Source organism: Vibrio sp. THAF190c, assembly GCF_009363355.1.
GTDB lineage: Bacteria > Pseudomonadota > Gammaproteobacteria > Enterobacterales > Vibrionaceae > Vibrio > Vibrio fortis_A.
The window spans coordinates 123,215-135,833 of record NZ_CP045340.1; the positions used below are offsets into that span (position 1 = coordinate 123,215).

9 protein-coding genes are annotated in these 12,619 nt (G+C 44.8%); 6 read left to right on the plus strand and 3 right to left on the minus strand.

The annotated features are described in order from the left end of the window. The first annotated feature begins 143 nt into the window (after nucleotides 1–143). The 5 genes from FIV04_RS23205 (at nucleotide 144) to FIV04_RS23225 (ending at nucleotide 3,939) form a co-directional block, all read left to right on the plus strand. Nucleotides 144–1,010: an AraC family transcriptional regulator gene (locus FIV04_RS23205; protein ID WP_152470795.1), complete on the plus strand. Its 867-nt coding sequence runs from the start codon at nucleotides 144–146 to the stop codon at nucleotides 1,008–1,010. A gap of 187 nt (nucleotides 1,011–1,197) precedes the next feature. Further along, nucleotides 1,198–1,863: a hypothetical protein gene (locus FIV04_RS23210; RefSeq protein WP_152470796.1), complete on the plus strand. Its 666-nt coding sequence runs from the start codon at nucleotides 1,198–1,200 to the stop codon at nucleotides 1,861–1,863. 305 nt (nucleotides 1,864–2,168) lie between these two features. Then, nucleotides 2,169–2,708: a suppressor of fused domain protein gene (locus FIV04_RS23215; protein ID WP_253895658.1), complete on the plus strand. Its 540-nt coding sequence runs from the start codon at nucleotides 2,169–2,171 to the stop codon at nucleotides 2,706–2,708. A gap of 75 nt (nucleotides 2,709–2,783) precedes the next feature. Beyond that, on the plus strand, nucleotides 2,784–3,257 hold the full coding sequence (locus tag FIV04_RS23220; RefSeq protein WP_152470798.1) for a hypothetical protein: 474 nt from the start codon (nucleotides 2,784–2,786) through the stop codon (nucleotides 3,255–3,257). Nucleotides 3,258–3,396: 139 nt separating this feature from the next. Next, a complete protein-coding gene (locus FIV04_RS23225; RefSeq protein ID WP_172974316.1) occupies nucleotides 3,397–3,939 on the plus strand; it encodes an isochorismatase family protein in 543 nt (180 codons plus the stop codon). 114 nt (nucleotides 3,940–4,053) lie between these two features. Here the strand turns inward: FIV04_RS23225 and FIV04_RS23230 are convergent, their stop codons facing one another. The 3 genes from FIV04_RS23230 to FIV04_RS23240 all read right to left on the minus strand — a co-directional run bounded on the left by FIV04_RS23230 (nucleotide 4,054) and on the right by FIV04_RS23240 (nucleotide 9,435). Next, on the minus strand, nucleotides 4,054–7,146 hold the full coding sequence (locus FIV04_RS23230) for a beta-galactosidase (protein ID WP_152470800.1): 3,093 nt from the start codon (nucleotides 7,144–7,146) through the stop codon (nucleotides 4,054–4,056). Between the two features lie 102 nt (nucleotides 7,147–7,248). Continuing rightward, a complete protein-coding gene (locus tag FIV04_RS23235; protein WP_152470801.1) occupies nucleotides 7,249–8,124 on the minus strand; it encodes a MalM family protein in 876 nt (291 codons plus the stop codon). Between the two features lie 69 nt (nucleotides 8,125–8,193). Continuing rightward, complete coding sequence (locus tag FIV04_RS23240) at nucleotides 8,194–9,435, minus strand: carbohydrate porin (RefSeq protein WP_152470802.1); 1,242 nt, start codon at nucleotides 9,433–9,435, stop codon at nucleotides 8,194–8,196. A 796-nt stretch (nucleotides 9,436–10,231) separates the two neighbouring features. Between FIV04_RS23240 and FIV04_RS23250 the strand changes: the two genes are divergently transcribed. Further along, on the plus strand, nucleotides 10,232–12,355 hold the full coding sequence (locus FIV04_RS23250) for an alpha-galactosidase (protein WP_152470804.1): 2,124 nt from the start codon (nucleotides 10,232–10,234) through the stop codon (nucleotides 12,353–12,355). Nucleotides 12,356–12,619 lie beyond the last annotated feature (264 nt).

Genomic DNA, 12,619 nt, shown 5'->3' on the forward strand with positions numbered 1-12,619 from the left:
TCCCATGTGTGGTCTCTTTGCGTTTCAGTCTAAGTTCACAACCAAAAGGCCGGTAATCGTATATGTTTGTCTTTAAGTACATTTCGATTATTTCTTGCTAAAATTTATACGTTTTTAGATCTATAAGTACGAAGTGTTCGGGTATGAAAGGCAGTTTAGAACGAGTACCACAAAGAATTGGCGTCTCGTGGCGATATCGTAAGATTGAAGAATCGTCAAAGAGTTATGGCTGGCATCGCCATGAAGAGTACGAGATTGCTATCCATCGTAACTTTTCAGGTAGTTGTTTCGTTGGTAATCACATAAGTGAAGTGTCACACAACCACATGGTTTTGTTGGGTTCCGGCCTTCCGCATGCGATCTATTCAGACTCTGTCGAGGATTCGAAGCCGTGTGAGACTCACGTAATCTGGTTCCGTAAAGAGTGGATTGAATCTTTAATTCATCTTTGCCCTGAACTCACACCATTAACAGACCTCCTCAAAGATGCACACCGAGGTGTTCAATTTTCCGAGAAAACCACTGAGCGAGTTGTCGCTCTGCTAGGCAATATTCTCGATTCTTCACCGACACAACAGCTTTCCGACTTGCTGGCAATCTTCGGATTATTACTGGGAGATGATGGTGCAGTTCGACTGATAAATGCGAGTACTTTGAAGGTGGACACTAATGCTAGCAAGACTCATAAGAACCTAGAAAAAATTGACGAATATCTACTGTCACACTTCAATCAGAATATCGCGCCAAGTGATCTCGCTGACTATTTGTTCTTGAGTGAAAGCAGCGTGCGTCGGATCTTTGCAAAACACTTCAACGAAAGTTTTAGTCAGCGGCTTAAAAAGATTCGATTAAACGTAGCTTGCGATATGTTGATGAATACCGACCTACCGATTGGCATCATTATCGAAAAAGTTGGCTACGATAACCAAGCTAATTTCAACCGACAGTTCAAAGCCTATAAAAGAACCACACCTACTCAATACCGTCTTGCGATGAAAAGTGTTCGTTAGGGAGAATAAAACATAGACACACATAAGATATACAACCTATCTACAAAATTCCGATGGTAAGGAGTGCTGCTAAATCACAACATTGCAAGAGGTTGTTGTGGTTTTTTAACTTGCTGATTATGATGGGATAATTTTTATGAAGATTGCCTTTTTAGAGAAAGGATTATGAGTTGGTGACTACTAGACTATGAGTGACAGAGAACAGGAAAAAATTAATCACAGCCTATTAGGTAAGCTAACACTCTTTTTTTTATGCATCGTACTGTCAAACTCGGCATATTCAACACAGCTGAATTGCGAATTTGTTTCTGAATACGAAGATATAAATGTAGATACTAGGCAGAGTACAGTTTCAGAGTTCATTTTTGGAGTGGTGCGCAAAGAACAAGAAATGAAACTAATTACAGAGCTTACTAATGAAATCTATCAAGGTCATACAAGCTTTGATGGATACCTGAGTATTAAAGATTGCGTCGGAAACTCTGATAGTCATTTCATTCAACGTAATCGGAATGTAATACTTACTACTCTCCTAGGCCAGGTAACTAGTTTTTCTGATGTTGCGCCAGCGTCTTTAGAAATAGAAAGAAGCTTCGCAGAAACTGTATTAAAACAAGGCGATAATTATGAACAAGCGGGCGCAATAAGTGCAGTCAAAATTTTTCAAGATGATCGTGCTGTCGATGCTTTGTTTGAGTTGATTGTTACTACAGAGTGGCAGTCATATGTTCGTATAGCATTGTCATCGTTATATTCGATCAGAAGTGATTATGCTCAACAAAAATTAATTAAAGCGAAGGAAGTTAGACCCGAGTTTGAGTCAGTAATTGATGAATATCTAAACTATTGGTGATAGCAGAAAGAGGCCACTACCTATTTAATAAATCTATCCACATAACAATAGTAAACAATGATGAAGCATTATACAGTTAGCAAGCAAACCCTAAAAATATTTTTATAATGGATATTAGGTCGAGCCATATTAGTAATAATAGTTTGTTTAACATTGGTTCATCTGACCTAAAAATAAAAACATGAGCCTATTTATATTTTAAGTATATAACCACTATATGTCGACTTTTCTCACCGTGAGTTGCTTGTATGGCAAACGAAAGATGATTCCCTTGAGTAACAATTAACAAAGAGGCTTTGTGAGTGATGAATAGTATTTTCAAGAACTACCTTGAATTGTATGGCGAGCCCACTCGTAAAGCTAAATATAAATCTCCAGATGGAAAAGTGATTCAGATTTTTAAGTGGGACGAAGATCAGACCGATGAAGGGGTAGTGATGTATGCTACGATGGGAGCAAGCATTACTCTTGGAGATAAAGAAGAGAGTTGCGAGTTCTTTATCGGGTTAACGCCGGATGCGGATGATATAGCCGATGCGTTAGCTGAAGTTGCGTTATATGGGAATGGTACTACCCATGTACCAAATAGTGGAGATACGGTTACGTTATCTTATGACCTCTGGCATGGTACCAAGGCAAGATCTTTTATGTTTACAGATGGGGATGAGATAGTTCCGTCAACAAAGGATGAGCATGGTAGACAGATTTGGTTTATTCAACTGGTGCCCTTATTTGAAGAAGAATTAAGTTATAAAAAAGAGTATGGAGAAGATGCTCTCTGGGGTGCGTTTGAAAATGCTGAAGTGCCTTATTGGAGCTCGTCGAGATCGAGTTTATTTGAGTAAGTTTCAAATTAAGATATAGAACTATCAAACTTCGACACACGTTGCAATTATTAAAGAGTAATTTGATTAGAAACTATGATTAAAAAATTTCATGCTATCGCTTCAACATGGATCTTTTTATTGGTGTTATTCATTCCATTTGAAACCTATGCTGGTGGAAATTATGTTGTAGATATTCTAGTTCCAGTAAAAAAGGATCCTGGTAATTCAAGAGGGAGCGCTGGTATTACAACAATTTTTGTATTGAAAAATAATGATAAGATCCAGTTGCATGTAAAAGATTTTCATCATCAATACGATAAGTTTTTACCTGGAGGAGTATTTTACGATAAGAAAATGCTTGTTAAGTATGCCCCATTTAATAGAGGAAGTGATATCTATATAGTCAATGAAATTGAATATAATGGGGAGACCATCTATGATGGATACCGAAGTTTAAATATATTTGATTATGCAATTATTATTCTATGTCTTTTCCCTTGGATTGTTAAAAAAATTTGTCTTAGAATGGGTATAGATATCAAAAGCTTGTTGAAGTCATCAGGTTAAAAATATCTCTTTGGCCATAACATGATTAAGTGAGCAACCAAAACCTTGAGGAGCTGCTCAACTATCAAGTCAGCTTTTTGATACATTGTCATTACTTTTTTGATTAAGTTAGGTGGGCAAAGGCTCGCAGGAAGTGAAAATGCTATCGAAAAACACCACAGGGTTGATTGTTGTTGATGTGCAAGGAAAGCTTGCGAGCTTGATGCATGAAAGCGACGCTAACATTGAGAATACGACGAAGTTAGTTAAAGGCGCTAAAGCACTAAATTTACCCATTGTATGGCTGGAGCAAAACCCAGATCGTTTAGGTCCAACCGTTGAACCGATTCGTGAAGTGCTAGCAAAAGATCATTTAGCCATCGCTAAATACACCTTTGATGGTTGTAAAGAAGCGACGTTTAAACTGGCGGTAGAAAACACCAAAGTCGATACATGGCTAATCTGTGGGATTGAGGCTCATATCTGCGTTTATCAAACCGCGTTATCTCTGCGTAAAATGGGGTATCGGGTAGAGCTTGTTACAGACTGTACCGCTTCAAGAGCGGCGGCAAACAAAGCACTGGCGCTTGCTAAACTCACTGCGAATGGGGTGGGGCTGACGGGCGTTGAAATGTGCTTGTATGAAATGGTTGAAGATTGCCGCGCTCCAGAGTTCAAAGAGATCCTTTCCCTCATCAAATAGTGCCTATGCGGCGCCGGCGCTTTTTCTGTTTTCTCTTTTACAAGACGATAAAAAATCCCCAAGCCGGAACTTGGGGATTGAGCTACATTGGCGTGTGTTTATGTTATCTATCGATTACTGAGCGGGTTTCAACGTCACTTTGTAAGCGTATTGATTGTCCGTTAACTGGAATTCCTTGTGCACACTTGGGCTCCAAGAGTCATCACCGCCGACGCCCATGTGTTTATGGTCTAAGCGCACGTAAATCTTCTCTTCCGCGATCAAATCGTTGGTGTGTTTCGCTGTTGCTAAGTGTTGCTGAGCGTACTGACTCACACTGAACTGGAAGTCACCCGAGATTTCTAACTCGTTCACCTTCAACCATTGCGTACCACAACGCAGACCGCTATCGGTTGGGAAAATGTATGGCGTGTGCATTTGCTCAAGCGTTTGTGTGTGCTGGCCGAAGCGCGCCGCTGCCAAACGGTCTGGGTAGTTTTCAAACGGACCTAAGCCTTGCCATGTGATCGGCGCGTTTTGCTCGTTCAATGGCAGTTCAAGTTCCAAACCGATGCGTGGCATTGGTGGTAAATCATCAGCCAATTTCACGTCGACAGCTAATGCCATCTCACCGTTATTGCTCAATGTGTGCGTCCAAGTCGTGATCGCTTGTACTTCACCATTAAAGTGGTAAGCGAACGTCGAGGTCACTTTCACTGCATGCGTCAGAGTTTCACTGTGGCAAGCGACGCATTGGCGTTCCCACTGGCCGATACCCGCCATGTCCCAACGACACATCCAAGCATTTGGATCGACGTTGTCGATTTCGCTCACACCGATGTCGTTATCCAGTGGCGCTCGGAAGAAGTTGTCTTGTGGTGCCGCAAGCATTTGTGCTTTGCCATCGACACGCCAGTCGGTCATCAAGCCAGTTTGGCTATCCCAACGCCATTGATGTTTTTCATCTACGCTAGACACCAAAATGGCATTGTCTTGCTGCGCTAGCATTGGCGCCGGTTGCGTTTCCCATGTAGGTAGAACAAGGCCTGCTGTATTGCGTAGTGACATTTGCTCAGAAGCGACTATGTGCTCTGCTTCAGCCCAAGGCGTTGCAGCAATCAGTCTAATGTCGGTATTTAAGTGGTATTGTGCTTCCGCTTTTGGCGTGAAATTAAGGGCAATCTCAATACTTGCTTGGCTGGCGGCTTCTACATTAAGTGTGAGCGAACCCGTTTGGATAACTTCGCCATCTTCCAACAGAGACCAGTTCAATTGCTCATTATCGGTCGCGCGGAACAAGTTCTCATTGGTCACCAATAGTGTACAAGCGTCTTTGGTTTGTTCTTGCAGTGACACAGTGATCATGCGTTGGCAGTATTTTGCTTCTTCCAACGTTGGATGAATCGTGCGATCTGGGAAGATTAAACCGTTGATGCAGAACTGACGGTCATTGATTTCATCACCAAAGTCGCCGCCGTAAGCCCAGAAGTGTTGGCCGTTCTCATCCCATTGGCTCAAGCCTTGATCGACCCAATCCCAAATAAAGCCACCTTGTAGGCGAGGGTAATCGCGGAACGCATCCCAGTAGTCATTAAAGCTACCCAGACTGTTGCCCATCGCGTGTGCGTATTCACACAAAATCAGAGGACGTGTTTCGTTTGGAAGTGATACCCATTTCTTGATTGCCCATTTAGGCACGGCTTCGTCTTCAATGACCGTATTCACACGCGCGTACATTGGCGCAATGATGTCGGTTGCCGTGGTGTTTGAACCGCCGCCTTCGTACTGCACTGGGCGCGAATGGTCGTAGTTTTTAGACCAAGCGTACATCGCATTGTGGTTGCTGCCGTGACCGGATTCGTTACCTAAAGACCAGATGATGATCGAAGGGTGGTTCTTATCGCGCATCACCATATGGGTGTAGCGGCTCATATAAGCGTGCGCCCATTGTGGATCGCTCGATAGGCGGTTCATTGGTTGCATGCCATGCGTTTCGATGTTCGCCTCATCGCACACGTATAAGCCGTATTGGTCACACAGTTCGTACCAACGAGGGTGGTTGGGGTAGTGCGCCGTACGTACCGCGTTAAAGTTGTACTGTTTCATCAAGCAGATGTCACGGATCATGTCTTCTTCCGTCATCACATGACCAAGCTCTGGGTGATGTTCGTGACGGTTTACGCCGCGGATCAACAAAGGCATACCGTTTAGTTTCAATTGGCCATCGGTGATTTCGACTTTACGGAAGCCCACAGGGTAGGCTTCGCTTTCTAAGTGCGTGCCGTTGTCATCCAATAGTGAAACGACTAAGCGGTAAAGGTTTGGTGTTTCCGCCGTCCATTTCTTTGGCTCACGTACATGCAACGTTTGGAATACCACGTCATCCCATGTGCCACGTTCATCGATGCGACGGTTGTGCGGACGGTCGATGCTAGGCTCTGTCACGGCCTGTTCGCCATCAAACAGCTGCACTTGAACTTGGTAGGTGTCCGGCGCAGAAATCGACGTCACAATCGACAGTGAACCATCGCGGTAACACGCGTCCAAATCCGGTGTGATGAACACATCTTCAATACAGTGTTGTGGTTTAGACAGTAAAGTCACGTCGCGGAAGATACCACTTAACCACCACATATCTTGGTCTTCTAGGTAGCTGCCATCACTCCAACGAATCACCATGACGGCAAGGCTGTTGTCTCCCGCAAAAAGGTAAGGTGTTAGGTCGAATTCAGAAGGCAGGCGGCTGTCTTGACTGTAGCCAACCCAAGTGCCGTTACACCAAAGGTGGAAAGCCGAGTTCACGCCATCAAAGATAATGCGTTGTGTATTGATTAAGTCTGCCTCAGAAAGTGACACGGTAGTGCGGTAGCAACCGGTTGGGTTATCACTCGGTACAAACGGCGGGTTTACCTCAAATGGGTATTTCACGTTGGCGTAGATAGGCTTGTCGTAACCTTGCATTTGCCAGTTTGAAGGGACAGTAATCTCATCCCAGTCTCTGTCATTGAATTGTGACTCGATGAACTCGCCGTTAACTTGCTCTGGCCCATCAAACAGTTTGAATTTCCATTGTCCGTTCAGTGATTGACGCTGGGCATTAACATTTTCACGAGCATCTTCTTCATCACGAAAGCTTGCAAGTGGGCTGTGCGCCTTAAGGTTATTGATATTGACCGATTGTGGGTTTTCCCAATCACGTCTTTGAATAATATCTGAGAATGCTGTCATGATGTTCCTACTTAAATTTCTTTGTTACTAATCTGTTTTGCAATCATTTCGCAGCGCAATAAAGTGAATGGCGTTGCGAACGAGTCGGAGAGCGATGAATCGTTATTTCGCTAGCTGCTCTACGAGATAATCTTTGGCTTGGGTATAGCCTTGCTGTGATGCTTGGTTAGCTAGCGCAGCGGCTTGCTGTACGTCATTGTTTTCGAGTGCTTTATCGATTTGAGACTGAAACACTTCCCATTCATCCCGCGCTTCTGGAGAGGCGGATGGTGTCAGTTGAGAATTCTGTTGCTGCTTAGTTTGTGTGCCTAGTTCTGTCAGTAGTGTGAGAACGGCACTGTTGCTTGATTCGCTGGTGGTCACCTCTACGACACCAAATGCTTGGTAATCCGCGACGAGAGGAAGCTGTTTACTGCCCATCACGTTCTGAGACTCTGCATACACCTGTTCAGGGTGTTGTCGTGCGAGTTTTTGTCCAAGAATTGAGGAGTCTGAAGCGAGAACTATGTATTGAGCACCGTTGAGCTGTGGGTTGATCGTGATGATTTTCTCGATGCGTTCTAAACCGCGCATACCGGTTGGGTGGTACTCGAAATCCTGTGCCGAGTAACGAGCAACAAGCTGCCAGTTTTCGTCATAAACTAAGACGCTTGCAGCAAATAAGGCTTGGTTATCGATATAAGAGCGTACAAGCAGTGCAAATGGGGCATCTGACGCTATTTCATAGCCGACAACGGGAAGCGCTTGGTGTGAAGCTGAGCTTGATGAAAGTAGTACCGCGTCATTCAAGATAGGCAGTTCAGCGTCCACAACAACTTGCTGGTGGAATGGTGTAGACAGCGTTGTGAGTGGCAGCGCTTCTAAGGTTGAACAGCACGTTTGTTTATCCAAATCTGTATTAAAAGCCTGCTCAGGCAATCCACTGCATGCGCTCAAAGACAATGCCATAAAAAGAGTGGCTAGCGGTTTTAGTTTCATCTGCTTATGTCCTATGAGGGGTGAACGCTTTGCTCACCCCGTGGGTCTAAAAATAGTAACCGGGTAGGATTACCACCACGTTTCGACGTTAAAGCCGAAAGTGATCTCGTCGATATTTTGCTTGGCGATGCTTTGTGCTTGGCCGTAGACATCACCCCCGCGTCCCCACTCATCGGTTTTCTCTGAGTAAGTCGCGAATAAACGAAGTGATGGGCGAGCCCAAACGCCTTTACCCGCCTGGAACATTTGTGACACTGTCACTTTGTACATATCGTTGGTGCCTGCTCCGTTCTGAGCTTCTACGGACTCATAGCCCACCTCTAGCGCGGTTGCCATGTAATCCGTCCAGCTGTACTGAGGGCGAGCACCAACACTGAACCACTTCTCACCTTCATCGTTGTCGAGGTTTTTATCTTGGTAGGCGATGGAGTACATCACTTGGAAGTCTTCACTCACGTTTAGATCACCTGAGTTGAAAATACGCCAGCTGTAACCATCATGTTCGACGCCCGTGCTGTACTTACGGTTTGAGCCGCCTTCTGCACTCATCAAACCGCCCGCCAACGCATCGGTACCGTATTGGAAAGCGAATGTGTTTGAGCCGTACTCCCAAGCTTGGCGGTAGAGTGTCGATAACATGGCGCCAGAAGTGGTGATGTCACTCTCGTCGTAGCTAGAGTTTTGGGTGAAGACATAGTTCAGACCAACGGTCAGATCAGCGCTGTCACTGAGCGTGATGTCGCTAAGACGCGCATCAAGGTTGTGTAGGCTGCGACCGTCTCTACTTGAGTTTGGTGCCATCCAAGCGATGTGGCCTTTGGCAAAACCGAAGTCCCAATCCTCTAGACCAATACCTGTGCTAGAGGTATCCCAGTATTTAATATCGATCATGTGGACTTCGTGACGACGGTAGAAGCGTTCACCTGCCCATACTTTTGCGTCGGCTTGTCCGTCAATGAGACCGTGACCTGCAGACCACATCTGGATCAAGCTAACGTCGCCCCAACTTTCGCCACTGCCTAGGTAAAGTGTGGTATCAAAGTACGCATCGCCTTGTTGCCAAACGTCAGCTTTTAGGCCCGCTTCCCACCAGTTCAGCTCGTTACCTAAACGGTAGTTACCGTAACCTTGGTTCGCTCGAATCACATCGTTGCGCTCGCCTTTGCCTGAGTTATGTTCGTCGTTATCGGTGTAAATGTTGCCCCACTTGGCGTAACCGAAGTAATTGATGTTCTCCACTGCGGCCATACCAGCAAGCGGTGCAAGGGCGAGGGTGAGTCCTAGCGCTCTTACAAGCGTCTTTTGTTTCATGAAGTGTCTCCATTGTATTTTTATATATGGATTATTTTTTTATTGAGTCCTAACTCGCTGCGCAGTGTAAATAAACTCTGGAAACGTTTTCATGATGAGGTTGGCATTTTTTGTCTATTACTGACTTTTTGGATGTTTAATGTGATTTTTATCCCGTTTTATCTTGGTTTCTGGTGTTTTTTAGGAATTTTCTGTGGTGTTTTTGTGAAATCGTTTTCTTTGAGTGGTGGGGGACTCTTTTGAAAGTAATGAAGTGATAGAGAGGTAAGAGGTTGAAATATATGACTTTTATGGTGGGGAAGGTAGCCCAACTGAAGTCAATTGGGCATGTGAGACAAAGAAGTCAAATGTAGTCATGTGAACCAAGGCTGAACGCCTTAATCTGAGTACACCGTCAATTTGGGGTATTAAGTTAGGACCCAATAGAGACACTTCATCGCGTTCTCGAAGACTTCAGAATACGAGGGCTACTCGATGACTGCAAGAGTAGCGCGTGTTAAATGGGTGTTTAGTCGCCTAAATGATGATGTTGTGTTTTTAAGTGTTTGATAATTAGTGTTTTAACTTGTGGCTCGAATTGTCTTTTATATCGAATATACCGGCATCTTTGAGGAAAAAAGCGGGTGATTATTCCAATGAATAGCCGCGTAATATAAGAAGGGGCTTTTTCTATGCGACTCGCTTATGAGTTGAATTTTATTTAATGGAAACGTTTCCATCATTAGGGGTTCGTCACAGATTCTTTCTAAGATTTCTTTATGATGCGACGTAATTTCCAGTTTCAAGGTAAGACAAGATGACGGATAAAACACTGGTTGAGCTAACAGGTAAGCAAACGCAGCTGATCGTAGAGCTTGGCGATTATGCCGAGATCCTGCATTGGGGTAAGAAGGTAAGCGGTGATTACAAAGAGTATCGCAGGGCTTTGTATCGCCCAGTGCCGTACGGGCGTTTAGACAATGATGTATCGATGACTTTGAACCCAGAGCTTGGTCGTGGTCTATTTAGCAGCCCTGGCGTTGAAGGACATCGCAATGGTCAAGATTGGGCTCCGGTATTTGTTATCCGTCATGTTGAAGAAGGCCAGAATGGCATCGTGGTTGAGAGTGAAGATGCCATTGCTGGTTTGCAGTTAAAAACGGAACTGTTGTTAGACGCCAATGACGTGGTCAAAACGCGTCATACGCTAACGAATACTAAAGAGGGCGTGTATCAGATCAACCGCCTTGCCAATACATTACCTTTGCCTGCACGAGCGAATGAGCTAATGACTTACTACGGTCGTTGGGTCCATGAATTCCAAACGGTTCGTCAACCATTGCTGCAAGGTGGATATCAACAAGAGAACCGCCGTGGTCGCACTTCGCATGAGCATTATCCCGCTTTGGTTGCCGGTACCTCGCACTTCGATGAGATGAATGGTGAAGTATGGGGCTTTCACTTTGCGTGGAGCGGTAACCACAGGCTGCGTGTTGATGTTAAGGCTGATGGTCGTAGATACATGCAGGCAGAGGTGATCTATCTGCCGGGTGAAGTCGCGTTGGAAAAGGGTGAAAGCTTGACCACACCTTGGTTGTACGCGAGCCATAGCAACTCAGGTTTGAATACCATGAGTCATCATTTTCACTCTCATGTACGCGAGACTATTTTACCGAGGGATTTCAACGACAAGCCTCGCCCTATTCACCTTAATACGTGGGAAGGTATCTACTTCGACCACGATCCAGAATACATCATGTCGATGGCTACTCAGTCGGCAGAGATGGGGGTTGAACGCTTTATCATTGATGACGGCTGGTTCAAAGGGCGCAATGGAGACAAAGCTGGGCTAGGGGATTGGTTCCTATGTGAAAGCAAATACCCAAATGGTTTACATCCGATTGTTGAACACGTAAACAATCTGGGAATGGAATTTGGCTTGTGGTTCGAGCCAGAGATGATCAATAAAGATTCAGATCTGTATCGCACTCATCCCGATTGGCTGCTTGCTGTCGATGGCTACGAGCAACCAACGGGTCGCAACCAATACGTCATCAACCTACAAAATGATGATGCGTTTAACTTCCTGCTTGAGCGACTGGACCATTTCCTTTCGACCTACAATATCGCTTACATCAAATGGGACATGAACCGCGAAGTCGTTCAGCCAGCACACTTAGGTCAGGCTGCAGCGCATAATCAAACCCAGCGCTACTACCAGTTGGTCGACAAAGTACGCGAAAAGCACCCGAAAGTAGAGATTGAGTCTTGTGCGGCAGGCGGTGGCCGAATCGATTTTGAGGTGCTGAAACGTACTCATCGATTCTGGGCGTCAGATAATAATGACGCGCTTGAACGTCAAGCTATTCAACGTGGTATGAGCTATTTCTTCCCACCCGAAGTGATGGGCAGTCATATTGGTGCGAGCCATTGCCACAGTACTCGCCGTCGCCATAGTATCGAGTTTCGTGGGCTTACCGCACTGTTCGGTCATATGGGTATTGAACTTGACCCTGTGAAAGAAGAGCAAGCGGAGAAAGAGGGCTTTGAGCGCTACATCAAGCTACACAAAATGTTGCGTCCATTACTGCACAGCGGCAGCACTTGGCGTATCCCAACTGACGATAAAGCGCACCAAATTCATGCGGTTGTCTCTAACGATCAGTCGGAAGCTGTCGTGATGATTGCACAGCTTGCGATGCCAACCAATTCATTGAGTGGTCATTTGCGTGTACCTGGGTTGGATCCACAAGCGACATACCGAGTCACGGTATTGGATAAACCATCTAATTATGACGATATCGTGAACTATCAGCCACCCTGGACTCAATCGGGCTGCGAATTATCAGGTGATTGGTGCGCTGAGGTTGGTCTCACGATGCCAATTTTGGATGCCGAGAGTGCTATGTTAATCAAACTTCAGCGTATCGACATAGCATAGAACCACAGCTTTTAATCTTAACGAAAATAGGTCCCTAAACAAGGGAATAAAATGCCGCACAAGTTTGAAATTTGTGTGGCTTTTTGCGTTTCATTGTAATATCTTATTGATAATTGTTATTATTATCAATTAATTTAAGTTGTTAATTTAAAAGGAGAAAATTATTTTTATTTCGTAGTGATGTGTAACCTTTCGTGCTCAATGTCTCATTTTGATAACTTTGCTGGAAACGTTTCCATAAGGCAGTTTTTGATCACAGTAAGG